This window comes from Phyllobacterium sp. TAF24 (assembly GCF_052113785.1).
Classification (GTDB): domain Bacteria; phylum Pseudomonadota; class Alphaproteobacteria; order Rhizobiales; family Rhizobiaceae; genus Phyllobacterium.
In genome coordinates this window covers 44588-70420 of record NZ_JBFRDN010000009.1, presented here as the reverse complement: position 1 = coordinate 70420, position 25833 = coordinate 44588, and the positions used below count along the sequence as shown (strand labels likewise).

Annotated in this window: 24 protein-coding genes; 1 reads left to right on the top strand and 23 read right to left on the bottom strand. The window is 56.6% G+C overall.

Annotation, left to right across the window (positions count from 1 at the left end):
* The 4 genes from AB4Y96_RS10145 to AB4Y96_RS10130 all read right to left on the bottom strand — a co-directional run bounded on the left by AB4Y96_RS10145 (position 1) and on the right by AB4Y96_RS10130 (position 2514).
* Positions 1-870: an outer membrane protein assembly factor BamD gene (locus AB4Y96_RS10145; protein ID WP_091877830.1), complete on the bottom strand. Its 870-nt coding sequence runs from the start codon at positions 868-870 to the stop codon at positions 1-3.
* Positions 871-1095: 225 nt separating this feature from the next.
* Positions 1096-1659 (bottom strand): DUF4865 family protein, encoded by a 564-nt coding sequence (locus tag AB4Y96_RS10140; protein WP_441917096.1) that lies wholly within the window; start codon positions 1657-1659, stop codon positions 1096-1098.
* A complete protein-coding gene (locus AB4Y96_RS10135) occupies positions 1656-2093 on the bottom strand; it encodes a cupin domain-containing protein (RefSeq protein WP_441917094.1) in 438 nt (145 codons plus the stop codon). The genes AB4Y96_RS10140 and AB4Y96_RS10135 overlap by 4 nt, the downstream gene beginning before the upstream one ends.
* A gap of 31 nt (positions 2094-2124) precedes the next feature.
* Positions 2125-2514 (bottom strand): tautomerase family protein, encoded by a 390-nt coding sequence (locus AB4Y96_RS10130; protein WP_441917092.1) that lies wholly within the window; start codon positions 2512-2514, stop codon positions 2125-2127.
* A 141-nt stretch (positions 2515-2655) separates the two neighbouring features.
* On the opposite strand from AB4Y96_RS10130, the gene AB4Y96_RS10125 reads away from it, so the two are divergent.
* Positions 2656-3558: a LysR substrate-binding domain-containing protein gene (locus AB4Y96_RS10125; RefSeq protein WP_441917090.1), complete on the top strand. Its 903-nt coding sequence runs from the start codon at positions 2656-2658 to the stop codon at positions 3556-3558.
* 454 nt (positions 3559-4012) lie between these two features.
* Here AB4Y96_RS10125 and lpxC read toward each other — a convergent pair whose 3' ends face one another.
* The 19 genes from lpxC to mraZ all read right to left on the bottom strand — a co-directional run bounded on the left by lpxC (position 4013) and on the right by mraZ (position 25368).
* Complete coding sequence (gene lpxC, locus AB4Y96_RS10120) at positions 4013-4954, bottom strand: UDP-3-O-acyl-N-acetylglucosamine deacetylase (protein WP_441917088.1); 942 nt, start codon at positions 4952-4954, stop codon at positions 4013-4015.
* A 158-nt stretch (positions 4955-5112) separates the two neighbouring features.
* Positions 5113-5601, bottom strand: a complete 489-nt coding sequence (locus tag AB4Y96_RS10115; protein ID WP_441917087.1) for a DUF2569 family protein — start codon at positions 5599-5601, stop codon at positions 5113-5115.
* 84 nt (positions 5602-5685) lie between these two features.
* On the bottom strand, positions 5686-7380 hold the full coding sequence (gene ftsZ, locus AB4Y96_RS10110; RefSeq protein ID WP_441917085.1) for a cell division protein FtsZ: 1695 nt from the start codon (positions 7378-7380) through the stop codon (positions 5686-5688).
* A gap of 66 nt (positions 7381-7446) precedes the next feature.
* A complete protein-coding gene (gene ftsA / locus AB4Y96_RS10105; RefSeq protein ID WP_091877836.1) occupies positions 7447-8769 on the bottom strand; it encodes a cell division protein FtsA in 1323 nt (440 codons plus the stop codon).
* A complete protein-coding gene (locus AB4Y96_RS10100) occupies positions 8766-9707 on the bottom strand; it encodes a cell division protein FtsQ/DivIB (RefSeq protein WP_091877837.1) in 942 nt (313 codons plus the stop codon). The genes ftsA and AB4Y96_RS10100 overlap by 4 nt, the downstream gene beginning before the upstream one ends.
* A complete protein-coding gene (locus AB4Y96_RS10095; protein ID WP_112529114.1) occupies positions 9695-10621 on the bottom strand; it encodes a D-alanine--D-alanine ligase in 927 nt (308 codons plus the stop codon). Before AB4Y96_RS10095 ends, AB4Y96_RS10100 begins: the two co-directional genes overlap by 13 nt.
* Before the next feature lie 317 nt (positions 10622-10938).
* On the bottom strand, positions 10939-11277 hold the full coding sequence (locus AB4Y96_RS10090; RefSeq protein ID WP_441917083.1) for a type II toxin-antitoxin system HicB family antitoxin: 339 nt from the start codon (positions 11275-11277) through the stop codon (positions 10939-10941).
* A gap of 308 nt (positions 11278-11585) precedes the next feature.
* Positions 11586-12560: a UDP-N-acetylmuramate dehydrogenase gene (murB, locus tag AB4Y96_RS10085; RefSeq protein ID WP_441917081.1), complete on the bottom strand. Its 975-nt coding sequence runs from the start codon at positions 12558-12560 to the stop codon at positions 11586-11588.
* A 57-nt stretch (positions 12561-12617) separates the two neighbouring features.
* Positions 12618-14018 carry a UDP-N-acetylmuramate--L-alanine ligase gene (gene murC, locus AB4Y96_RS10080; protein ID WP_441917079.1) on the bottom strand — a complete coding sequence of 467 codons (1401 nt, stop codon included), beginning with the start codon at positions 14016-14018 and terminating at the stop codon, positions 12618-12620.
* The gene (gene murG, locus AB4Y96_RS10075; RefSeq protein ID WP_441917078.1) at positions 14015-15142 is read right to left on the bottom strand and encodes an undecaprenyldiphospho-muramoylpentapeptide beta-N-acetylglucosaminyltransferase; all 1128 of its coding nucleotides are present in this window, start codon (positions 15140-15142) and stop codon (positions 14015-14017) included. Before murG ends, murC begins: the two co-directional genes overlap by 4 nt.
* Positions 15143-15149: 7 nt before the next feature.
* Positions 15150-16307 carry a putative lipid II flippase FtsW gene (ftsW, locus tag AB4Y96_RS10070; RefSeq protein WP_441917076.1) on the bottom strand — a complete coding sequence of 386 codons (1158 nt, stop codon included), beginning with the start codon at positions 16305-16307 and terminating at the stop codon, positions 15150-15152.
* A complete protein-coding gene (murD, locus tag AB4Y96_RS10065) occupies positions 16307-17707 on the bottom strand; it encodes a UDP-N-acetylmuramoyl-L-alanine--D-glutamate ligase (RefSeq protein WP_441917074.1) in 1401 nt (466 codons plus the stop codon). Before murD ends, ftsW begins: the two co-directional genes overlap by 1 nt.
* Before the next feature lie 10 nt (positions 17708-17717).
* Entirely contained in the window at positions 17718-18800 is a 1083-nt protein-coding gene (gene mraY, locus AB4Y96_RS10060; RefSeq protein ID WP_091877845.1) for a phospho-N-acetylmuramoyl-pentapeptide-transferase, read from the bottom strand.
* A 25-nt stretch (positions 18801-18825) separates the two neighbouring features.
* Positions 18826-20259, bottom strand: coding sequence for a UDP-N-acetylmuramoylalanyl-D-glutamyl-2,6-diaminopimelate--D-alanyl-D-alanine ligase (locus AB4Y96_RS10055; protein WP_441917072.1), 1434 nt, complete (start codon positions 20257-20259; stop codon positions 18826-18828).
* Entirely contained in the window at positions 20256-21725 is a 1470-nt protein-coding gene (locus AB4Y96_RS10050) for a UDP-N-acetylmuramoyl-L-alanyl-D-glutamate--2,6-diaminopimelate ligase (RefSeq protein WP_441917070.1), read from the bottom strand. Before AB4Y96_RS10050 ends, AB4Y96_RS10055 begins: the two co-directional genes overlap by 4 nt.
* A gap of 13 nt (positions 21726-21738) precedes the next feature.
* Positions 21739-23463, bottom strand: a complete 1725-nt coding sequence (locus AB4Y96_RS10045; RefSeq protein ID WP_441917068.1) for a peptidoglycan D,D-transpeptidase FtsI family protein — start codon at positions 23461-23463, stop codon at positions 21739-21741.
* 1 nt (position 23464) lies between these two features.
* Positions 23465-23902, bottom strand: a complete 438-nt coding sequence (gene ftsL, locus AB4Y96_RS10040; protein WP_091877849.1) for a cell division protein FtsL — start codon at positions 23900-23902, stop codon at positions 23465-23467.
* Positions 23903-23905: 3 nt separating this feature from the next.
* Positions 23906-24913: a 16S rRNA (cytosine(1402)-N(4))-methyltransferase RsmH gene (gene rsmH / locus AB4Y96_RS10035; RefSeq protein WP_441917066.1), complete on the bottom strand. Its 1008-nt coding sequence runs from the start codon at positions 24911-24913 to the stop codon at positions 23906-23908.
* Positions 24913-25368 (bottom strand): division/cell wall cluster transcriptional repressor MraZ, encoded by a 456-nt coding sequence (gene mraZ / locus AB4Y96_RS10030; RefSeq protein ID WP_091877851.1) that lies wholly within the window; start codon positions 25366-25368, stop codon positions 24913-24915. Before mraZ ends, rsmH begins: the two co-directional genes overlap by 1 nt.
* Between the last annotated feature and the right edge of the window lie 465 nt (positions 25369-25833).

Genomic DNA, 25833 nt, shown 5'->3' with positions numbered 1-25833 from the left:
TTATGCGCCATCTTTTTTGCCGCCAACAATCGATTGGGCAGCCTGTGACAACCATGAACCGGCATTCTGGCGAGGCTCTAGACCACCTGATTGCAGCAGCTTGTAGCTGTCCTTGTACCACTGGCTGTCAGGATAATTCTGTCCAAGCACCGCAGCGGCTGTCTGGGCTTCACTGGTCAGACCAAGCGCATAATAGGCTTCTGTCAGACGTGCCAGCGCTTCTTCGATGTGGCGGGTATTGGAATATTGTTCAACAACGCCGCGGAAGCGCTTGATCGAAGCAAGATAGTCCTTGCGCTCCAGATAGTAACGCCCGACCTGCATTTCCTTACCGGCGAGCTGGTCGCGGCCAAAGCGCATCTTTTCCCTGGAGTCATCAATATATTCCGACTGCGGGAAGCGTTCGATGACTTCATTGAATGCAGCGATGGAGCGGCGTGTCATGCTCTGTTCGCGCGTCACATCGGGGATCTGCCGGTAGTAGCAAAGGCCGGTGATGTAATAGGCATAGGCAGCTTCCGGCTGCGTCGGATAAAGCGCGATGTAACGCTTTGTCATGGCGAGCGCATCATCATATTTGCCGGAGCGATAATTCGCGAAAGCGCCCATGACGAGCGCCTTCCGGGCAAATTCAGAATAGGGGTGCTGGCGGTCAACCGCATCGAACTTCTTGGCAGCCTCGTCAAGACGGCCGGCGTTCAGATTGGCAAGGGCCTGATTGTAAAGCACATCGGCGGGCTCGATTGTGTCGACATAAGCAGACAGATCGAGGTCATCATCTTTCGAAGCACAACCTGAAATAGCGGTAATACCAGCAACGGACGCCAGAAGAAGGGCCAAACGGGCCTTGCTGCCAAACCCTGCACTCATCGACATTCTGCAACTCGCCATTCTGTCTTAGGCCCCATTCAAGAAATTAGAGCATTCTGCGCAAATTCGATATCACGTTTGCGCATCATGCTCTAGATACAGTCAAACTAACCGTCAGTTGGGCGTTCTTAAACCACAAGCCGACAGAATCAGCAATCTTATTGCCATCTAATCGTCCAAATTTGTGGCAGAGACAGAAATGAGCTGTGAAAAGGCAATATTCCTTTATTTTGGCAGCGAAAGATGGCCGACCTTGTAAATCTGGGTGGCGTCATTGACCGGACCCGGCCCTTCAGCGCTCCACAGACGGAATCGCACAACTGTCCATGTGGTGGGCTCAAAGCCGGTGACAGAGGCGACAACGCCCGATTGTTCGATGTCTTCAATGGCCTTTTCGCTCTCCAGACGCCGACGGTCGCCGACGGATATATTGACATCAACAGGCAAAATCTCCCGCGTTGCAAATACCGCCTGTGCAACATCTGGTGCTATACGCGCCCGCCAGACGAACCAGGATTTCACCTGTGGCCGTCCAAACGAGTGTGAAACAGCAACAAACCCATCCCCGCCGAGAAAATTGTTCAGGCCCTGCACGTCGTCCCAGAGATAAAATGGTGCATAGAGATTGTCACGGCTACGGGTTTCATCGGTACGACGTGCCGACAGATAGGCCTTGAAGCGAAGATGCGGGAAATTGTCGAGCAAATGCCCCTTCTCCGCAATACGGCGGTCAATGATCCCCATGTCGTAATCGGCAGGCAGGGTAAAACTATACTGCATGGCGATCATGGTTCGATGCCTTTCCGGTCGACAGGTTCAAGCCAGTGCACGGACTTGCCCTCATGCACAGCCTGGATGCTGACATAGGAGAATGCGCTCCTATCGCTGGCGCCATGCCAATGGCGTTCATTCGGGGCAAACCAGACGCAATCCCCTGCCCGCAGTTCCTCAACCGGGCCACCATCGCGCTGGGCGAGACCAACACCCGACAGCACGTAGAGAAATTGCCCGCGTGGATGGGTATGCCAATGCGTGATGACATCAGGATCAACCGTTGCACGCATGACGGTGTTCTCGCCCTCCTGTTCGCTTTCAAGCAGCATTTCCGCCCAGAACGGCGCGGAGGAAATGCCATCAGGAGAACGTGCGATTGCTGTTCCTGCCCGGCGCACCGTCATTTGGCCGGGGCAGGTCTTTGGTTTGGTTAGTACATGGTCATTCATGGGACTATCACCTGTTTTGAAAGAAGCTTGATCAGGCAACCTCGAACATCTGCATACCGCCATTGGCGAAGGACCATTCATCCCGGCTGGAGGTGCTGATGATGATCATGACGTCTTCGGACCGCACACCGGGGGCAGCCGCAAGCCGCTCAACCAGCCGCTCGTAAAATGCCTTTTTCGTTGCCGTATCGCGCGGCTTGCCGATCGCAATGGCGAAAATGATGAAATCATCGGAACGTGGACCACCAAGATAGTTGCGGTCAAAAATGAACTCGTTCGGGCGGTGCTGATGGATAACCTGGAATAGATCGTTAACAGGGACATTGAAGGTCTCGATCATGGCCTGATACAGGCTGTCAGACACGGCCTTCAGATAGTCATCAGACTTACCCTCACGCAGGGAAATACGGGCGAATGGCATGGACCTATCCTCTTTGATCTGGCGCTCCGGTTTCTGGTGGCGGGCGCTATGGAACTTGACGAAATGGTTTTAGCACGCCACAATCATCCTGATAATCAGAAATAACTGGATCAATGATCCTGAAAAAGTGGATTAATGGCGATGCGTCAAACCACATTTGATCTCGATGTTCTGCGAACCTTTGCCACGGGCGTTGATCTTGGCAATTTTGCCAAGGCGGCGGACAGGCTCGGCCGTTCCACCTCGGCTGTCAGCGCGCAACTGAAAAAGCTGGAGCAGCAGGCGGGTACACCCATCTTCCAGAAATCCGGGCGCGGGCTGGCGCTCACCGATGCGGGCGAGACCATGCTTGCCTATGCCAGACGGTTGCTTGACCTGAATGACGAGGCGGCAAGCGCCATCCATGGCATTGAACTGGAAGGCTGGGTACGGCTCGGCCTGCAGGAGGATTTCGGCGAAACCCTGCTCCCCAATATTCTAGGGCAATTTGCCCGGGCACACCCGAAAGTGCGCATCGAAGCGCGCGTTGCGCGCAATGCCGAGCTGGTTGATCGCGTCACCTCGGGCCGTCTTGATCTCGCATTGGCGTGGAATATCGGCGCACCACACCCCTACGGTCAACGCATCATGGATGTGCCCATGTGCTGGGTGGGTTCGGTCAATCCCAATATGCTCTGGCAAAAATCCGATGGCGACCCCCTGCCGCTGGCCGCGCTGGAAGCGCCCTGCCTTTTGCGCACGGCAGCCATCAACGCGCTTGACCGTGCCGGCATTGCCTGGCGGCTGGCGTTTATCAGCCCGAGCCTTGGCGGCTTATGGGCAGCAACGGCGGCGGGGCTGGGCCTGACCATCCGCACACCGATTGGCTTGCCCAAATCTGTCCAGCTGATTTCACCCGAAGAAAACGGGCTGCCCGTTTTGCCAAAAATTGGACTGGACCTGCTGCGTGCCGACTCAGAACCCGCAGCTGTTACCGCGCGATTGGCCTCGATCATTTTGCAAGCATTGCAGGATTTCATGCCTGTCCGGGCGGAGGCTGCTTAGTTGCATGACGATTGTGTGTGGTTCGTGGTTCGTGGTTCGTGGTTCGACAAGCTCACCATGAGGGAGAGTGTGGATGCAACGATCATCGTCAACGTTGCAGAATAAAGCCCCCCTCACCCTGAGCTTGTCGAAGGGCCTCGTGGTGAGCCTGTCGAACCACGCACTCCCGACAGCACCGTCACCTCTACCTCTCTCCGTCATCCTCGGGCTTGACCCGAGGCCCCCCTAGCGGAACAGCAATATCCGCATTTGTGAAATGCATTGGCTAAATCCCGACTTCAAAGTGGAATTGTACCATCTCACGCGATGCGAGATTGGGTCCTCGGGTCAAGCCCGAGGATGACGGAGGGTTGAGCGTTTTTGGATGACGGAGAGATGGGTGCTTTAAAATATGGAGAGATGGGTGCTTTAGAATATGGAGAGATGGTGCTTTAGAATATTCAGCATGTCTAAATCACCTGGGCGCAAACACCGCTGCATTGACCGCGCCCAATGATGCAGCTTGACCGGCTTGATCAGGCATCTCGACAATCTCAAACCCCGATGGATCAGACAATAGCGCGCGCAATGCCATGGCGTTCAATCGGTGCCCGCCACGATAGGACCGGAAGCAGCCGATAAACGGGCTACCGGCCAGCGCAAGATCACCCACCGCATCCAGCGTCTTGTGACGCACGAATTCATCCTTGAAGCGCAGGCCGCCGGGATTAATGATATTGTGGTCGTCACCAATAACGAGCGAATTATCGAGCGATGATGCCAGCGCCAGCCCTGCTGCCCAGAGCTTTTCCACATCACGCATGAACCCGAAAGTGCGGGCGCGGGAAATTTCTTCGCGGAAAACCGCTTCGCTCATATCGCCGGTGAAGGCCTGCCTGCCGATGACAGGGGTCTCGAAATCGATCTCCACCTCGTAGCGCGTACCATCATAGGGGCGAAACTCTGCCCACGACGCTCCAGCCTCAATGCGCGATGGCTTGAGCACGCGGATATACCGGCGCTTGGCCATTTGAGCCACAAGCCCGGCCTGATCAAAGGCTGCAAGGAAAGCCGCTGATGTTCCATCAACGATGGGCACTTCCGGTCCGTCAATCCTGATAGTCAGATTGTCGATCCCTGCCCCCGATATGGCGGCCATGACATGCTCGACGGTGCTGACACTGACGCCATCCCGATTGGTAAGGGTGGTGCTCAGATCCGTTGTGCCGACTTCCGAGATCAAGGCTTTGATCTCATGGCCGGCGCCCGCCGAATCGAGCCGGTGAAAGACAATGCCGGTATTGGGGTCCGACGGCAGAAAGATCAAGTTCACGGGCGTGCCACTGTGCACACCAATCCCGGAAAGCGAGACGCTCTTCGCTATTGTTGTCTGAAAACTTTGCAACAAAAACCCCATGCCTGTGTGGCAACATCAATAGCGCCATATGGCTATCGTGCTCGGCTGCCCGTGATTCCGAAGCGCCGTCATACTGAATTTTCTGCGCTTTAAGCTACATATGGCAAAGCGAAACGCAAAATCAAGCTCACGCACTGCCTGCCATGAACGCAGCCGCTTTATGTCTTGGTTCCTTTCGTAAAGGTATTTTTGACCCGCTCGGAACGCGCGAAGTAGATGATCCAGAGCACACAGCCAACATAGGCACGGGACATATCGTCAGGCACTCTTGCTGTCAGTGAAAAATCACTGAACACCTTGGAAAAATAATACAGCGACACATTGTCAAACGTACTGGCAAGGCTCGTTAAGACAATAAAATTGATCGCCCAATCTGGAGCTCTGAAATTTTCAGAAAGGATCAGATTCAAAGTAAAGACACCAAGGGAAACGCTAGTGACTCCCAAAAACAGGGATATTGCTGCGGATATGGCAACACCAGGATAGGCTGTACGAACTGGCTTCCATTCTTCTGCCGTTAATTCAAACGCGTCGTAGCAGATATTTATGCAGGTCAAAACGATGGCCAGACAAATAACAATCACAGCGACATTGAGCCAGCCGCCAAAGCCCTTGGGACCTTTATCAACCGAAGATTCCTCCGTCACTWCAATGCCCCCAGCACAATAAAAAGAAAAACCCGCCATTGATACAATGGCGGGTTTTTCGGCTCCGAACAATCCGTGATCGGATCAATTAGCCTGACGGCGCAGGAATGCCGGGATTTCAAGCTGATCATCTTCCGACGACTGGCGGGACTGCGGCTGAACACGGCCCTGCTCGTCAAGCTGTCCGCGGCGCGGTGCATAGATCGATGCATCCTGTGACAGCGGGCGGCGTGGCTCTGCCGGGCGCATGGCCGGTTCGCGTGACTGCGCTGGCTCAAGCCGTGCCGTATCGTCTTCACGGCGGGTCAGACCAGCGGTCAGGCGCTTCAGGAGACCCATCGGGCCACGGTCTTCGTGGCTGTCATAGGATGCCTGATCACGGCCATGATCGCGTGCATTGAGTTCTGCCTGAACAACCGGCGGGAAATCAGCAACATTAGGCATGCGTGGTGCCGGTGCTGGCTGCGGTGCCGGTGCGGCCTGAACCGGAGCCTGTGGCTGCGGTGCTGGCTGATGAACCGGCTGCTGCGGTGCAGCGGCAACAGGCGCATCGAACACCTCAGGAGCAGGTGCCTGGAAAATACGGCTCTGCGGGCGGAATTCCTGTTCGGCAGGCTGCGGTGCGCGCTGTGGCATTTCCATTTCGGCGGCGCGCATTGCGTCGGCGACCGGATCTGCGATACGGGCGGCTGGCTGCTGCACAACAGGACGTGGTGCAACGGTTTCAACCCGGGCAGCTGGCTGCTGGACCGGCTTGGCAATCGGCTTCATCGGCTGGCGAAATTCGATCGGCGCAGGCGCCGCATCTCCCACCTGCTTGTCGATACCTGTTGCCACGACCGAAACGCGGATGATGCCTTCGAGGCTTTCGTCGAAGGTTGCGCCGAGGATGATATTGGCATCCTGATCGACTTCTTCGCGAATACGTGTTGCAGCCTCGTCAACTTCAAACAGCGTCATGTCACGGCCGCCGGTGATCGAGATCAGCAGGCCCTTGGCACCGCGCATGGAGGTTTCATCCAAAAGCGGGTTGGCAATTGCAGCTTCAGCAGCGGCCATCGCGCGGCCATCACCAGACGCCTCGCCCGTGCCCATCATCGCCTTGCCCATCTCGCGCATCACCGAACGAACGTCGGCGAAGTCGAGATTGATCAGGCCTTCCTTGACCATCAGATCGGTGATGCAGGCAACACCGGAGTAGAGAACCTGATCGGCCATCGCGAAGGCATCGGCAAAGGTCGTCTTGTCATTGGCGATGCGGAAGAGGTTCTGGTTTGGAATGACGATCAGTGTATCGACATTCTTCTGCAGGTCCTCAATGCCCATATCGGCGGTGCGCATGCGGCGCTGACCTTCGAAATGGAAAGGTTTGGTGACAACACCTACGGTCAGGATGCCTTTTTCGCGTGCGGCGCGGGCAACAACAGGGGCTGCACCAGTACCGGTACCGCCGCCCATACCAGCCGTTACGAAGCACATATGCGTGCCCTGCAGGTGATCATTGATTTCATCGATGCATTCTTCAGCGGCTGCGCGGCCAACTTCCGGCTGCGAACCAGCGCCAAGACCTTCTGTTACCGCAGCCCCAAGCTGAATAAGACGTTCAGCCTTTGACTGCGCCAGTGCCTGGGCGTCCGTATTGGCCACAACAAACTCAACACCGCGCAAACCGGCATTGATCATGTTATTGACCGCGTTGCCACCGCCACCACCAACACCAAAGACGGTGATCCGGGGCTTAAGCTCGGTAATGTCCGGCTTTTGCAGATTGATGCTCATTTGTCTGTTCCTTTTTCCTTTACCGCGTCGCCGCCGCGGTATCTTTTTTGGGTTTCCCCGGATTGATCAAAAACTCTCTTTCAGCCACTGGCCGATACGCTGAAAACGCCCACCCGTACCTGTCATCAGCGATGATGAACCGGCCTTTACAGAACGCTCCTCAATTCCTGCCACCTGCGGATAGATCAACAGACCAACCGCTGCGGAGAAAGCTGGCCCCTTGGCTGCTTCGGGAAGCCCCGTAACACCCAGAGGACGGCCAATACGTACGTTGCGGGCCAGAATACGGCGCGCCACTTCAGGTAAGCCGGCCAGCTGGCTGGCTCCACCTGTCAGGACAACACGCTTGCCGACAATCTGGCCGTAGCCGGACTGGTTCAGGCGATCACGTGCCAATTCCAGTGTTTCTTCCACACGAGCCCGGATGATGCGGGTGAGCACAGCGCGTGGATATTGATTGGGAACGTCGCGGCCATCATTGCCGAGTGGCGAAACGCTGATGAGGTCCCGGTCATCGGCAGCACTTGGCAGGGCCGAACCGTGCATGACCTTCAAACGTTCCGCATCGTCCATATGGGCGGAAAGACCGCGCGCCACATCCATGGTGACGTGATTACCGCCAATCGCAATAGCATCGGCATGAATGAACTTGCCTTCGGAGAAAACCGAAATCGTAGTCGTGCCGCCGCCCATATCGATGCAGGCAGCACCCATTTCCGCTTCGTCATCGACAAGCGCCGAAAGGCCGCTCGCATAGGGCGTTGCAATCATCGCTTCAACCGAGAGGTGGCAGCGGTTGACGCACAGCTCGAGATTGCGCAGCGGTGCCGCATCGGCGGTCAGCACATGCATCTCGACACCGAGCGTGTCGCCGATCATGCCAAGCGGATCGCGGATACCTTTTTCGCCATCAAGCGCATAACCGATGGGCAGCGAGTGAACGAGGTGACGCTCCGTTGCCAGCGCCTGCTTGGCACCCGCAGCAAGCACGCGGCGAATGTCGGACTGATCAACTTCGTGACCACCCAGATTGATACTGGCGGAAAAGCTTTCGCTCTTCAGGCGACCGGCAGAAATATTGACGATCATCGAATCAACAGTCAGGCCAGCCATGCGTTCAGCCGCATCGACGGCGAGACGAATGGCCTGTTCGGCTGCATCGAGATTGACGATGACGCCGGATTTGATACCGCGTGATTTCTGATGGCCGATACCAAGCACTTCAATGCGATGGGTACGGCCGGGCAGATGCGAACTTTCCTCGCGCGGACGCAGCCGGGCGATGATGCAGCACACCTTGCTTGAACCAATATCAAGAACTGTCAAAGACCGCGTCCGTTTTGCGGAAGCAGCTCCAGATGACGCGCTCTTTCCGTTCAGAATACTCATATACGCTTCTCCGAACGCTTAGGCGCTTTGTCTCGCGCCTTCAAAAACTCTACGCGCTGAACCATCGCATCTGGTGTCAGCTTCACAACAACCCGGTCCGAAAGCCGCATATCCACCGACGAGATCGCGCGGGACAAAAGCCCGTCTTTACGGTCCATATTCACGATATCCGCAAGCGCCTGATCAATACGGAATTCCGGCAACATCACGGTTACGCCGTTCTTCAAGATCAGGTCCCAGCGCCGGTCGGCAACGCGGGCATAGGCCTTGACCTCGGAAACGACCTGCGGAAATGCAGCAATCTGGGCGAACAGCATTTTCGCCTGCTTGTCGGCACCGGCACCCATGATCAGCGGCAGTCCAGCATTGCGGCCAGCCGTGTAGGGAACAATCACGCGACCATCAGCATCAATGACCGACAGATCATCGCCGTTCTGCCAGATGGCCAGCGCCGAACGCTCATGGATCGAAATCTGGATGGTGTTCGGGTAGACCTTGAACACATCGACGGATTCAACCCAAGGCAAGGTAGCAACAGCCTTTTGCGCATCGGCGGCACTCAGGCCAACCAGCGACGTCTCGCCATCAAGACCAAGCGCACCAAGCACGTCGATCTCCGAAGTTTCCTTGTTGCCGACAACCTTCACATCTTCGATGGCAAAACCGAAGGTCGAAGTCGTCACCTTGACCACCTCGGGCGCATGGCCGCCGAGAATGGCACCGTAAGCACCGGTCAGAGCCAGAAACACCACGGCACCGAGCGTGCCGGTGTGATTGGGAATATGAACTTCACCCTCGACCATGCGGGTAAAGACGCGCACAGGCTTGCGCAGGAATTTCGGCAGGACAAAGCGGAAACGGCCAAAAGCAGCCGTCCTGTCCGAAGACACCGGCGCCACACCCCGTGGGTGTATATTTTTGCCCTTCAACGCAAACACGATGCGTCCTCCACCATCCAACTCAACAATTCACCGAAGGTATGCCCCGCAGCTTTGGCGATATCAGGTACAAGAGATGTTGGAGTCATGCCCGGCTGAGTGTTTACCTCCAGCCAAATCAGTTCACCATCTTCGGAAAAACGGTCGTCGTAACGGAAGTCCGACCGGCTAATCCCTTTACATCCAATTGCCTGATGCGCCTTGAGTGCTAGTGTTTGTATTTTTTGGTAAATTTTTAGTGAAATTTTTGCCGGACACACATGATTTGATCCGCCTGCAACATATTTTGAATCATAATCGTAGAACTGATGGCCCACGGGGATGATTTCGCACACCCCGATTGCCACATCGCCCATCACCGCGCAGGTCAATTCGCGTCCATGAATGTAACGCTCGACCATAACTGTGTTGCCATATTTCCATTCAGGCGAGGTGATCACCTGCGGCGGATGCGACTGATCCTCCTTGACGATGACGACACCGAAGCTCGAACCTTCATTGACAGGCTTCACCACGTAAGGTGGCTTCATCGGGTGCTTGGTCGTAAAATCAAAACGGTTCATCACCTTGGCTTCCGCCACGGGAACACCGGCAGCCTTGGCAACGGTCTTGGCCTGCTCCTTGTCCATGGCCAGAGCCGAGGCAAGCACGCCTGAGTGCGTATAGGGAATTTCCAGATATTCGAGGATGCCCTGGATTGTGCCGTCTTCACCAAAAGGACCATGCAGGGCATTGAACGCCACATCGGGGCGCAGCTCAGCCAGCACACTGGCGACATCACGCCCCACATCAACACGGGTGATCTGGTAACCTTCAGCTTCCAGAGCAGCAGCACAGGCATTGCCCGAGGAGAGACTCACCGGACGTTCCGATGAAAACCCACCCATCAGCATCGCAACATGCTTTTTCGCCATGGAGGCAACCCCTTTTACGCATCCCGCCACTACTGCACCGCGCACCCCCATCGGACACGCAAAGGACACAGCAGCATCCCTCACTGGCGCATCACCATTCCAAAAACCGATGTGATTTCCGGGGCTCTGCGCAGCCGAAAAAAGACATGAGTTTCCGCAAGCCCGGCGATCAAGACCGCAGGCACCCGAGGCTGACGCAAATCAGCCGACTCAAATCAGTTAACGCTTGTCCCTAAAGAATCAGAGAGTTGATTCGCTGACAAGTCCCCTTTGATTCAACAATGATATTTCGTGGAAAAAAAGAGTCATGAGCCCGATTATGCGGCCCGTGTTGCCGCTTCGATTGCCCCGGCAATCCATTCATTCAGACTTTTGTTCTCCGCTGCGGCTGCCAAAACGGCAGCCTCGTGAATTTCAGCAGCCAGACGAACATTAAAACGGCCGGAAAATTCGCGAAATGGCGCAATGCCCTTCTCCGCACACATCTCCAGAAATATCTGAAGAGACTTTCTCCCCTCCAAAAGAAGCCCCTCGACGCTTTGCGCGTAAAAATCTGCACCGCCGTTCAGCCCAAGAAACTCACCTCTTATCAGGCCGATCTCAGGGTCAAATGAAATGACAGCCTTGTGGCCATCCACGTCAAGAATGTTCTTCAAGGTCTTACTCCGTGGCTCTCAAGCCATTTTCGGATAGCGGCAACAGCGCCCTTATCGGTATCGGGAGATGGGTGGGACGATGAAACACTCTGACTTCACCAAACAGAAACACACCAATGCGCGAACCTTCCCTTTCGCTCACCTCAGCGCCCAGACAAATAAACAGCGCTTCAATCTCCGCCCAGCGGATTGAACCACTGACCGGACGAGTGAATATCAGCACCAAGGTTGCGCGGTGTTTTCTCTTCAAATTTATGGTACCAAATTATAGTACTAAAAACAATAAAAATGATTTCGGTATTCAAAACTTATAATAGCTGACCCAGATACTCCTGGACTTCCTGACCGGGACGGAAAAGCCCCAGACGCTTGATTTCCCAATGCAGGTGAATGCCGGAATTTTCCAGCACGCGGGCGCGGATTGTCTCACCGAGCGTTTCCAGATCATGCCCGCTGGCAGTACCCGTATTGATCATGAAATTGCAGTGCATCGGCGACATTTGGGCACCGCCAATCATCAGGCCACGACCGCCAGCAGCGTCGATTTCCTTCCACGCGGAAGTGCCTTCCGGGTTCTTGAAGGTTGACCCCCCGGTTTTTTCGCGGATCGGCTGCACCGTCTCGCGGTGTTGCTGAACTGCGTTCATCGCCGCCTGAATGGCGTGAGTTTCGCCGGGTGTTCCCTCAAGCAGGGCGGAGGTGAAAATCAGATCCTTGGCCGCACCGGAATGGCGGTATTCATAGCCCATATCGGCATTGGACAGGATGTGCACATTGCCCTTGCGGTCGAGCGCTCGCACTTCGACCACGCGCTCGCGCGTTTCGACACCATTGGCACCGGCATTCATGCGCAGTGCGCCACCGAGGCCACCGGGTATGCCATGGTAAAAATGGAAACCGGCAATTTTTGCCTCGAGCGCTGTCGCAGCAAGCCGCTTATCTGGCGTTGCCGCTCCGGCGCGCAACTGCGTATCGCCGACACGCTCGACCTCACCAAAGCCCTTGGCTGACAGGCGCACGACAAAACCCGGCACACCGCCATCGCGCACCAGAAGGTTGGAGCCGATGCCAACAACGAGGATCGGATATTCTTCGGGGACGGCTTGTAGGAAGGCAGCAAGGTCTTCTTCGTCGGCGGGCTGGAACATGACTTCAGCAGGGCCACCGGCGCGGAACCATGTGACTTTTTCCATACCCATATTGGGCGTCAGCCGCCCACGTAGCCCCGAGAAACGATTTCCCAGCTTGCCAAGCAGAGCCTCGCCATCAATCCTTGAAGACATGATATCCTTCCAGCAGTTATGGCGTGAGGCACCCCGTCCTCACGCAACCGCAAAAATCTAAAGCGCAGCGAGTTCCTTTGGCAAGGCATAAGCCCACTGGGTGATGTTACCGGCGCCAAGGAAAATCACGAAATCATCCGGCTTGGCAATTGTCGCAATCAATGGCGCGATTTCCTGCGGACCGTTGATGTAACGCGCGTCGCGATGCGCTGCCGTCTTGATGCGGGAAACCAGCGCTTCCGACGTAACGCCCTCAATGGGGTCCTCACCTGCCGTATAGACAGGAGCAACGACAACCGTATCGGCATCATTGAAACATGCGGCGAACTCATCGAACAGGCTGGCAAGGCGGGTAAAACGATGTGGCTGCACGACAGCGATCACCCTGCCCTTGGCAGAATCGCGTGCAGCTTTCAGCACGGCCTTGATCTCAACCGGATGGTGTCCGTAATCATCGAACACCTCGACACCCTTCCACGATCCCGTGTGGGTGAAGCGCCGCTTCACGCCACCAAAGGATGACAGACCTTTTTTGATATCATCAGCCGAAATACCGAGTTCATGCGCAACGGCAATCGCCGCCGTCGCATTGGACACATTGTGCTTGCCAGGCATTGGCAGGCGCAAGCCCTTGATTTCAGTGGTCTCGCCGGTTTTGCGCTTTGATATCTGCACATCGAACAGCGACGATGGGCCATCGACAACGAGATTGACGAAGCGCACATCCGCCTGCGGATTTTCGCCATAGGTGATGACACGGCGGTCCTCGATGCGTGACACCAGCGATTGCACTTCCGGATGGTCAAGACACATCACGCCAAAGCCATAGAACGGTACGTTCTCGACAAATTGGCGGAAGGCTTCGCGCACCCGGTCAAACGTGCCGTAATGATCGAGATGCTCAGGATCGATATTGGTGACAACTGCGACATCGGCAGGCAGCTTCAAAAATGTGCCATCGCTCTCATCAGCTTCCACCACCATCCATTCACCGGCACCCATGCGGGCATTGGTGCCATAGGCATTAATGATACCGCCATTGATAACGGTCGGGTCGAGATTGCCCGCATCGAGCAGGGTGGCGACCATGGATGTGGTTGTGGTCTTGCCATGGGTGCCGCCAATGGCAACGGCCTGACGGAAGCGCATAAGCTCGGCCAGCATTTCGGCACGGCGGACAATCGGCAGCAGTTTTTCGCGCGCCGCAACAATTTCCGGATTGGTTTTCCTGATCGCAGTTGACACCACGACAACCTCGGCATCGCCAAGATTATCAGCATTGTGCCCGACAAAAACCTCGATGCCCTTCTCGCGCAGACGCTGCACATTGGCGCTGTCTGCCTGATCGGAACCCTGAACCTTGTAGCCGAGATTATGCAGGACTTCGGCAATGCCGCTCATGCCGATACCGCCGATACCGATAAAATGAACAAGGCCGATGTTGAGCGGCATCTTCATGGACGCACTCCTTTTTTAATTGCAGTCATGGATTGGCCAGTTGCAATAGCCTCTGTGACATCAGCAAGCAACCGTGCAGCATCAGGCTTGCCGGTCGAGCGGGCTTTATCCGCAATAAATGCCAATCGGGTCGGTTCATGCATGGCACTGGTCAGGATCGTGGCGATCCTTTCAGGCGAAAGCTCTGACTGCTTGATCACATCGGCGCCGCCTGCGGCCTGTAGCGCAGCAGCGTTGGCCGCCTGATCATGATCAAGCGCATGGGGGAAAGGCACCAGAATGGCCGGACGGCCAATGGCAGCGATTTCCGAGACGGTCGATGCGCCGGAGCGCGACATGACGAAATGCGCGTCTGCCATGCGGCGCGGCATATCCTTGAAGAATGGTGCAACATCCGCCTTCACGCCCATGGCCTGATAGGCGGCACGCACCTGCACTTCATCCTCGGCGCGGGCCTGCTGGGTGAGGACAAGACGGGCGCGATTGTCCGGCGATAAAAGCTTAATCGCTGCGGGAATGGCCTCGGAAAAATACGAAGCGCCCTGACTGCCGCCAAACACCAGAAAATGAAACGGTTGATGCGCCTGCGAAGCTTTGTACGGCTTGCCGACTTCCGCCAAAACGGACGGGCGCACCGGATTGCCTGTCACCACGATCTTGCCCGCATAGGGGCCTTCGCCCTGCGGCAGGAATCCGCCAGCAATGGCACTGACACGGCCAGCCAGCGCCTTGTTGGCACGGCCCATCACAGCGTTCTGTTCGTGGATGAGTGTCGGAATTTTCAGGGCCGTTGCCGCATAGAGCGGCGGCAGGGTCGGATAACCGCCAAAGCCCGCAACGAGCTTGGGTTTCAGCCTCCGGAACAGTTTGCGCGAATCGAGATTGCCCTGCCATAGCGTCCAGAAGGTGCGGGCCAGCGAAATCGGGTTGCGCCCGCCAATGGTTGCCGAGCGCACCACATGGATTTCCTTGGCCGGGAAAGCACCCGCAAAACGTTCCGCACGATCATCCGTCACCAGATGGATGTCCCAGCCACGTTCAATCAGTTCATGTGCCAGCGCTTCCGCCGGAAACAGATGACCACCTGTGCCCCCGGCACATAGAACAATAATTCCTTTGGACATCGGCAACTCAGACTGCGTTGGCCAGTGACGGCGTTTTCGAATTCGCCAGTGTTGCCGAGCGTCTTCCTTCCGGTCTTCTTCGTGTCAGGGCCAAGAGCAACCCTGTCGAGATCGCTACTGATATCAGTGACGAACCGCCGTAGGAAATGAACGGCAGGGTCATGCCTTTCGCGGGCATCAGATGCAAATTAACCGACATATTGATGATCGACTGGAAGCCGAACAGGATAACAAGGCCGGATACGGCAAGGCGGGTGAAATCATCCCGCTCTTTCAGCGCGATCGACAGGCCGCGGACCACAATGAACGCGAAGATCAGAACGATCAGCAGACAGAGCGCAATGCCATATTCCTCGGCGGTCACCGAGAAGATAAAGTCCGTATGGCTATCGGGGATGATGCGCTTGATGGTGCCTTCGCCCGGACCCTGACCCAGCCAGCCGCCACGAATAATCGCTTCGCGTCCGGCATCCACCTGAAACGTATCGCCTTCGCCCGTCATGAAGCGGTCAATACGGCCCGCAACGTGCGGGAACACCGTATAGGCGCCGAAGAAACCCGCGACGCCAAGACCGCCGAGACTGACGATCCACAACCACGGCACGCCAGCCATGAAGAACATCGCACCCCATGTAATGGCTGTCAGAATGGTTTGACCAAGGTCTGGCTGGGCCACCAGCAAAGCCGCGACCACACCAAACAGCACCATGGCAAAGAAATTGCCGGGAATATCCTTGCGCCGCTCATTCTCGGAAAAGAGCCAGGCGCAGACGATCACAAAGGCGGGCTTCATGAACTCGGATGGCTGAATGGAGATACCGGCCAGCGATACCCAGCGCCGCGCGCCCTTTACCTCAATACCGAAGAACAGCGCACCAACCATCGCGACCATCGAGATGCCAAGCAGAATAATGGCAAAGCGCCTGATGGTGCGCGGTGCCATGAACGACACCGCAAACATGACGACCACCGCAGGCACCATGAACATTGACTGGTGCTTGACGAAATAGAAGCTCTCAAGACCGATGCGCTCGGCAACGGCAGGGCTTGCGGCGAATGAAAGGAGGATGCCCAATCCCATCAGAGTGAGACAGGCGGCCAGCAGGAAACGGTCTATCGTCCACCACCAGTCAGCGACGGGTCCACGGTCAATGCGGCTTACCATTAGTTTGCCCCTTCAATCGGTGATGCGCCCGCAAGCGCCAGCACGGCGGAGCGGAATGCCTCGCCGCGTTTCTCGAAATTCTGAAACTGGTCAAAACTGGCACAGGCGGGCGACAGCAGAACTACAGCTTCCTGCGCCCCGTCACCGGCTGCGTCCCGCGCGGCGTGTTCTACCGCAGCGTTGATTGTGCCTGAAATCTCGTAGGGTGCCGCCTCGCCCAGTGTTGCGGCAAATTGCGGCGCAGCTTCGCCAATCAGATAGGCCTTGGCGATGCGTGGGAAAAAGCCTGACAGCGAGGAAATGCCGCCCTCCTTGGGTAGGCCACCGGCAATCCAGTAGATACGCGGGAAAGAGGACAGCGCAGGGGCCGCCGCTTCCGCATTGGTCGCCTTGGAATCATTGACAAACAGCGTTTTGCCCTGCCGTGCCACCTGCTCCATGCGGTGCGCGAGGCCGGGAAAGGTTTTGAGGCCCGCATTGATCTCATCAACAGACAGACCGACGCAGCGGCAGGCGGCAAAGGCGGCCAGCGCGTTCTGGGCATTGTGTTCCCCGCGCAGCGAGCCGATGCCCTGCAGCGAGGCGACAGCGGTCCGCGTGCCATTCTCGGCCAGATAAAGCGTGGAACCTTCGGCGAAATAACCGTTCTGAATGGGCAGGCGCTTGGAGATGCGGATCACCCGCTTGCCCGCGCGTTCCAGCCGGTCGGCGATAGCCACACAGAAACTGTCATCGACACCGACAATGGCGGTATCGCTTCCGGCGACCAGACGTTCCTTGATCTCGGCATAGTGCTGCATGGTGCCGTGACGGTCGAGATGATCCGGTGTCAGGTTCAACAGGATACCGGCAGTGGGATTGATCGAAGGTGCAAGGTCGATCTGGTAGGATGAACATTCGACCACGTAATGGCGGCCATCGACAGGTGGCTCCAGCGTCATCACAGCCGTGCCGATATTGCCGCCAAGCTGCATATCACGGCCCGACGCCTTGATGATATGGGCGATCAGCGCAGTTGTTGTCGATTTGCCGTTGGTGCCGGTTATCGCAATGAAGGGGCTATTTTTACCGGCCAGATTACGCTCACGCACAAAAAGCTCGACATCCCCGATGATTTCCACTCCAGCGGCACGGGCCAGATCCACCGTCCAGTGCGGACGCGGGTGGGTGAGTGGCACGCCCGGGGACAAGACAAAGGACGAGAACAGTTTCCAGTCAACGAGCCGCAGGTCGGCGGTTTCGATACCAGCGCCCTGAGCCCGTGCAACGCTATCCGGATTATCGTCCCAGGCGATGACTTTCGCACCACCAGCGGCAATCGCCTTGGCCGTCGCAATGCCCGAACCGCCGAGCCCGAAGAGCGCGACGGTTTTATCCTTCATGGAGTGGGCGGCGATCATGCAACTGGCCTTATCTGAGCTTGAGAGTGGAAAGGCCGATCAGCGCGAGAATGACGGCGATGATCCAGAAACGGATAACCACCTGGCTCTCGGTCCAGCCCTTCTTTTCGAAATGGTGATGGATTGGCGCCATCAGGAACACGCGCTTGCCTGTGAGCTTGAATGATGTGACCTGAATGATCACTGACATGGCTTCCATAACAAAGACGCCGCCGATGATGGCAAGAACGATTTCATGCTTTGTCGCAACAGCAACAGCGCCGATGAGACCACCCAGCGCCAGCGAACCTGTGTCGCCCATGAAAATGGCGGCGGGCGGCGCGTTGAACCAGAGAAAGCCAAGACCAGCACCGATAACGGCACCCAGCACAACGGCAAGTTCACCCGTACCGGGCGTGAAGTGGATTTGCAGGTAATCGGCAAAGATCGCGTTACCGGCAAGATAGGCGATAACACCGAATGAAGCTGCCGCGATCATCACCGGAACCGTGGCAAGGCCATCGAGACCATCGGTGAAATTGACCGCATTGCCAGCGCCAACCATGACGAAGGCGGCGAAGGGAATGAAGAAAATACCGAGATTGAGGATCAACTGCTTGGCGAAGGGGAAGGTCAGCGAGGAGGAGAAAGGTTCCTGCCCTACCTGCATGATGGCAAATCCGGCAAGACCAGCGATCAGAAACTCAATGCCGAGGCGTCCGCGTGCGGAAAAGCCCTTGAACGACTGTTTGCTGACCTTGAGATAATCATCATAAAAGCCGATGGCACCAAAGCAAACCGCAACCAGAAGAACGATCCAGACATAAGGATTTGACCAGTTGGCCCAGAGCAATGATGAGACCAGAATGCCTGACATGATCATCAGGCCGCCCATGGTCGGCGTGCCGGCTTTCTTGAAATGGGTTTGCGGACCATCGGCACGAATTGGCTGGCCCCGGCCCTGACGCACGCGAAGCGAGTCGATGATGCGCGGGCCAAACAGGAACACAATGAGCGCCGAAGTGATCAGCGCGCCGCCGGTCCTGAACGTGATGTAGCGAAACACGTTCAGAAATTGGATATGTTCCGCCAGACCGGCCAGATAATAAAGCATGTACTATGTCCCCATCCCCGTAGGCTTACTCGGCAGGGCCGACGGGCTCCACGGTGTTGTACTTCTGTAGAATTGCCTTCACGATCCTGGCGAACCCGGTTCCCTTCGATGATTTGATCATGATCACATCACCGGCCCTGATCGTGCTCAGCAGATTTGACTGCAATTCGTCGACGCTCTGCCTGTATTCGGCATGGATTTCAACCGGCAAGGCCGCTTTTAACGCCGCCATATCGGGTCCACCGAGAAAAACCATGTTGATATGATTGGCCGCAACAACCGGCGCCAGTTCCGCGTGGAGTTTTGGTGCCTGCTTGCCGAGTTCCAGCATGTCGCCAAGAACCGCGATACGGCGGCCCCTGCCCGTTGGCACAGCAGCGGCAAGAAGTTCAATGGCCGCGTGCATCGATGCAGGATTGGCATTGTAGCTCTCGTCGATCAGCGTGAATGTACCCCGGCCGATCTCAAGCGTGTGGCGGGCTCCGCGGCCACTATCAGGTTTCAGCGATGCCAGTGCCAGCGTGACTTTTGTCATGTCAGCACCGGTCAGATGCGCAGCGCCCAGCACCGCCAGAACATTCTGCACGATGTRCCTGCCCGGAGCGCCGACCTTGACCACAACCTCGGAACCGGCAAGGCGCGCCGTCATGCAGGAGCATTCGCCATGCAGTTTCAGCGCGCGCAGCCGATAATCGGCACGGGCATTTTCGCCAAAGGTCTTGATATGCTCAACGCCCGCATCCACCGCCAGCTTCTCCAGAAGCTTATAGTGCTTGTCGTCACGGTTGAGCAGGGCATAGCCACCAGGCACAAGTCCTTCAAAAATCTCGGCTTTTGCCGTTGCAATTTCCTGCAAATTCTTGAAATGGCCAAGATGCGCCGGGGCGATCAGCGTGATGATCGCCACATGCGGGCGCACCATTTTTACCAGCGGCCTGATCTCGTCCGCATGGTTCATACCGATTTCAAAGACGCCGTAATCTGTCTCCTCGGGCATGCGCGCAAGGGTCAGCGGCACGCCCCAATGATTGTTGAACGAGGCAACCGACGCATGCACATTGCCCGCATTGGCAAGCACATGCCGCAATGCTTCCTTGGTGGTTGTCTTGCCAACGGAACCGGTCACCGCAATGATCTGCGCATGGGAACGCTCGCGCGCTGCCAGCCCAAGCCGTGTCATGGCTGCCAGTACGTCATCCACCACGATCATCGGGGTTTTCAGCTTGCCCAGCGCTGGAAGCTTCACTTCTGCAACCACCAGAAGCGCGGCACCAGCAGCAACCGCAGCGGTTGCATAATCATGCCCATCAAGCGCATCGCCCTTGATGGCAAAGAACGCCTCGCCCTTGCGCAGGGTTCGCGTATCGATGGAAATCCCGGTAATGCCTTCGGGCAGCGTACCAACCGGCCTGCCGTTCATGGCCTCGATCATCGCTTCCGAGGTCCAGAGCAAACTCATGAGTTATGCTCCCCGGCAAGACGATCCTTGAGGGCCTGCGCGACTTCCGTGTGATCGGAGAATGGCAGCACGACATCGCCGACGGTCTGACCTTCTTCATGGCCTTTGCCCGCAACGATCAGGGTATCGCCTGACTTCATCATGCCGACAGCGGCGCGAATGGCTTCGCGCCGGTCGCCGATTTCCTGCGCCCCGGGAGCCGCAGCCAGAATTTCAGCGCGGATTGTTGCCGCAACTTCCGAACGGGGATTGTCATCGGTCACGATGACAACATCAGCAAGACGGGTGGCGATTTCGCCCATCATCGGCCGCTTGCCCTTGTCACGATCACCGCCGCAACCGAACACCACGATCACCCGACCCGTTGTGAACGGACGCACCGACGTCAGCACGTTTTCCATGGCATCAGGCTTGTGCGCATAATCAACGTAGGCAGGCGCGCCCTCTTCCGTCGCACCGACAAGATCAAGCCGTCCGGGCGCACCTTTCAGCCGTTCAAGACCACGCATGGCAGCAGCGGCTGGAACGCCTGTTGCAATAGCGAGACCCGCAGCAACAAGGCCATTGGCCACCTGAAAATCCCCCGCAAGCGGCAAAGTGATCTCGAAAATCTCACCGGCAATCTGCACTTCCACATGCTGGCGGAAACGCTCATGCTCGACGCGTTTCAACGTGATGAACTCGCCCTTGCGGCCAACGGTCAGGACCTTGCAACCCGCTTCAGTGGCAGCCGCAATGGTTGGCTTGGAAAACGGATCGTCGGCAAAAATAACAGCTGACGCGCCCTTGGGCAGAAGGTCAGTGAACAGCCGCAGCTTGGCGGCGTGATATTCTTCGACCGTCGGGTGGTAATCCATATGGTCGCGGCCAAGATTGGTGAAAGCACCCGCTGTCAGCTTCACACCGTCAAGACGGCGCTGGTCGAGACCATGGGATGAGGCTTCCATAGCAGCGTGGGTTACGCCCTCTTCAACCAGTTCGCTCAAAAGCTTGTGCAATTCAACCGGATCGGGCGTCGTCAACGAGCCATAATCATTGCGCGTCGGTGAAACCACGCCGGTTGTGCCGATACTAGCCGAAGCGAAACCGGCATTGGCCCAAATCTGGCGCGTAAAGGAAGCAACCGACGTCTTGCCGCTGGTGCCTGTTATGGCAACCATCACATCGGGTTGGGTACCATAAAAGCTCGCGGCTGCCAAAGCGAGCGCACGGCGCGGATCGTCCACATAGATAATCGGTGCAGAAACATTGCTCAGCTTGGACCCGCTGGCAGCCACAATGATCGCCGCGCCGCGCTTTGCTGCGTCGGCGGCATAAACACTGCCATCAGCTTTCGATCCCTTCAACGCCGCAAACAGGAAACCCGGCTTGATTTGCCGGGAATCCGAAGTCAGGCCAGTAATCTCCGTATCCCCGAATTCGGAGATCGCCAGGGCAGGTATGCCGTTCAAATCTTTCAGTTTCATGACCGAATCTGCTTTACTCATCACTGTCGTAGGAAACCTGCAATGGCGTTACTTGTTGGCCGAAATCGGGCTTTACCCCCAGAAATGACGCTGATCTGCGGATAATTTCAGCCACCATGGGAGCGGCATTGTAGGCCGCGATACCGCTGCTCTGCCCCTCGGCAGGCTTTGGTTCATCGATAATCGTCAGGACAACATATTCAGGTTTTTCAATCGGGAACGCTGCCACAAAGGCATTGAACCGCAAATCCTTGGCGTAGCGGCCATTGACAACCTTATCGGCTGTACCCGTCTTGCCGCCGACGCGATAACCTTTGACGTTGGCGTTACGGCCTGAACCTGTATCGCCATTGAGCTTGTACAGATAGCGCATATCATCGCTGGTTTTCGGCTTGATGACCTGTTCGGCCATCGACTGCGCCTGTTCAAGTGTGCGGGGCAGGAATGTCGGCTCGATCAACTTGCCGCCATTGACCAGCGCTGCAGCACCCACAGCCGTTTGCAGCGGCGTTGTCGCCATGCCGTGCCCGAAGGAGATCGTGATCGAATTCACTTTCTTCCACACTTTTGGCGAGTATGGCCGGGCGACTTCAGGCAGTTCCGTCTTCATCGGATCAAGCAGACCAAGGCGCGTCAGGAAGGCCCGGTGGTTTTCAATGCCAACAGCATCGGCTTCACGGGCCGAACCAATATTCGATGAGAATACAAAGACTTCAGGCAGGGTCAGCACACGCGCCTTGCCGTGGAAATCGTGGATCGTCTGGCGGCCAATAGTGATCGGGCGCGTCGCATCATAGGTGGTGTTGAGCGTCGCGCCATGATCGAGCGACATGGCCGTGGTGAAACTCTTGATTGTCGAGCCCATTTCATAAAGACCCGCCGACATGCGGTTCAGATGGTCCTTGTCGAGCGCGTTGAACGGGTTGTTCGGATCAAAATCCGGCGCCGAGGCCATGGCCATGACTTCGCCGGTGTTGACGTTGAGAACAACAGCACCCGCCGCAATAGCACGGTATTTCTGCATCGCGGTGACGACGACATCGCGCACCACGTGCTGCACACGCAGATCGATCGACAGGCGCACGGGTTCCAGCGAACGGCCATCGGCAAGTCCGACATCGCGCAGATCAGTCAGGCCCTGCCCATCGATATATTTCTCCATACCGGCAATGCCCTGATTGTCGATATTGACGAGGCCAAGAATGTGCGAGGCCGTTGGACCACCCGGATAAAAGCGCGACTTTTCCGTGCGGAAGCCAATGCCGGGAATGCCGAGTGCCATGATCTGGCTTTTCTGCTGCGGTGTCAGACCGCGCTTGAGCCACGCAAAACCGGCTCCACTTTTCAGGCGGGCATAGGTTTGTTCGAAGTTAAGATCGGGCAGAACCGTCGAGAGCAGTTCATAGGCTTCGTCAGGATCAATGATCTTGCGCGGTTCAGCATAGAGCGATGCGGTCTTGATATCGGTTGCCAGCACTTCGCCATTGCGGTCAAGAATATCCGGGCGCGAGGCAAGGACGGTGCCGGTCGGGCCGTTATAACCCGTCGTGTCTTCCTGCATGCCGTAGAAAATCAGCCGTCCGCCGATGACACCATAAATGCCGACAAAGCACATCATAGCCATCATCACACGGTTGCGCGCGCGATTGCCCGACTTTTTCTTCTTTGCATCCAGTTCGAATGCCGGAACTGTTCCGCTTTCCAACTGTGCAGTTTTACGTTTGATCCAGATCGCCATGTTAATGCGCAGCTCCCTTTGGCTTTGCACCAGGGACACCAGCCGCAGGCTTGCTCACGCTGCCTGTCTTGATCGCATCGGTCTTTTTGATTGCATGTCCCGCATCTGCCTCGGTGATGAGGTTGGCAACATCATCGATCTTTTCAGCCGCTGGCTTGGCTCTGGGGATTTCATTGAGGTTGGCGATCTGCTGCGCTTCAACCGGCTGCAAATTCAGCTGGCCCTGAAAGGAGGCGACAAGCTTCTGCAAACGGCTTGGCTGGGTGAGCAGGCTCCAATCGGCTTTCAAAAGATCAATCGTATCTTTCTCATCGGCGATCATACGCTCGATCTTGTGCACTTCCGTCATCTGCTTTTCAGCATCATGCTTGATTTTATACGTTATGCCCGCAGCTGCGATCATCAGCCCGATTAATATGATGTCGAAGGTGCGCAGCATGGATCAGCTCCTCGCCGTTTCATGAAAATGCGGAAGATTGGGCAGGCCATAGATCGAATGATCTTCAGCAAGCGGCGGATTTTCGGTGCGGATAGCAGCGCGCAGCTTGGCCGAGCGCGCCCGCGGATTGCTTTCGGTCTCGGCATCGCCGGGTGCGACAACGCCTTTGCCAATGAGCGCGAAGCTCGCCAGCCGCACATGTGCCTGCGGCAGGTGGCGCGAGCCGCCGCTTGAACCGGCGCGATCATTGAAGAAACGCTTGACGATACGGTCTTCCAGCGAATGAAAGGTCACGACAACCAGACGACCGCCCGGCTTCAGTGCCCGTTCGGCAGCGTGCAGGGCACGGACAAGTTCGCCAAGCTCGTCATTGACGAAAATACGCAGCGCCTGAAACACCCGTGTTGCCGGATGGATCGGTATTTTCGGATTGCGTCCGACCAATGCTTCGATGGCATTGGCAAGGTCACGGGTGCGATGGAAAGGCTCAGTGGCGCGGCGCTTGTCGATCATGCGCGCGATACGGCCCGCATGGCGCTCTTCGCCAAGGAAATTAAAAATGCGGGCAAGATCACCGGTTTTCAGGCGATTGACCACATCGGCAGCACTTGGACCAGAACTCGACATGCGCATATCGAGCGGACCGTCCTTCTGGAAGGAAAAGCCGCGCTCCGCCTCATCGATCTGCATGGAAGACACGCCGATATCGAGCACGATTCCATCAGGAGCACCAAGCAGTGCGACCTGATCGAGCGTCGAGAATGTCCCTTGTACCAGCGTGAGACGTCCCGCATGGGCTTTTTCCAAAGCCCGCCCGGCTTCAATGGCTGACGGGTCGCGGTCGATTGCCGTAACCGACGCACCGGTTTCGAGAATACGCGTTGTATAGCCGCCAGCGCCGAATGTACCATCAATGATCAACTGACCCGGGCCGGGTTTCAGCGCAGCAATGACTTCATCGAGCAGGACCGGTATGTGGCGCGTATTATCCTGACCGCCTGCACCTGCCATTATCCGTTTCCTGTCTGATTTTCCTGAAGACGCCGTTGCATCAGGCGTTGACGAACCTTTGCCCGATGCGCTTCGAACTGATCCGGCTGCCACATCTGAAAATGCGTGTTCGCCCCCGCAAAGGTCACATCCCCGGTAATGCCCGTATGCTCGCGCAGAAAGTCCGTCACCGTGATACGGCCATCCGCGTCCAGTTTCAGAAAACCGCCATCCGCGTGCAGATAAAAAGACATATCGTCCGCCATCTCGGCGAAGGGGTCCTCGTTCTCCAGCCGCTTGTCGAAGCGTGTCAGCAGATCCGGCCCGCCCGCATCGAGGGCAGGAAGGTGCAGGGAACGCAGGGCGTAAAGTTCCGTATGGCCGGCCTGCTGGATGATCGAACGAAAGTGCGCCGGCACGGATACCCGCCCCTTCGCATCGATCTTGTTCGTCACATGTCCAAGGAACCGGTTCAAAACGCAACACCGCCGTTTCCGCCGCGAGGGCCTGTTTCATTTCTACCCCTGCTCCACCCCTTGGAGCCCCATCAATAGCCATGGAAGCATTGGCCAAACCGGCCGATTGCAAGCCCTGGCATGCCAAATCCAATGTCGGGAAACACCGTGTCGACTGAACGCTACTGATGAAACCAATCGATATCATGGGGCACTATGGGCGTCAATGGGATTAGAGAACACAAGTGGGAGCAAGCCTGCAACCAGGCACACTTCCGGCGATTCTGAATTTATCGCTCATTAAGCTTAATGAACGGTTAGGAAAGAGAGTGATGGGGTGATTGATGGGTTGCATCATTGTGCGTGGTTCGTGGTTCGTGGTTCGACAAGCTCACCATGAGGGAGAGTGGGGATGAAGGGAGTTAAGTTCTGCAACCTTTGTGATCTGCAATGCTGATGATTATCGTTGCATCACCGCTCTCCCTC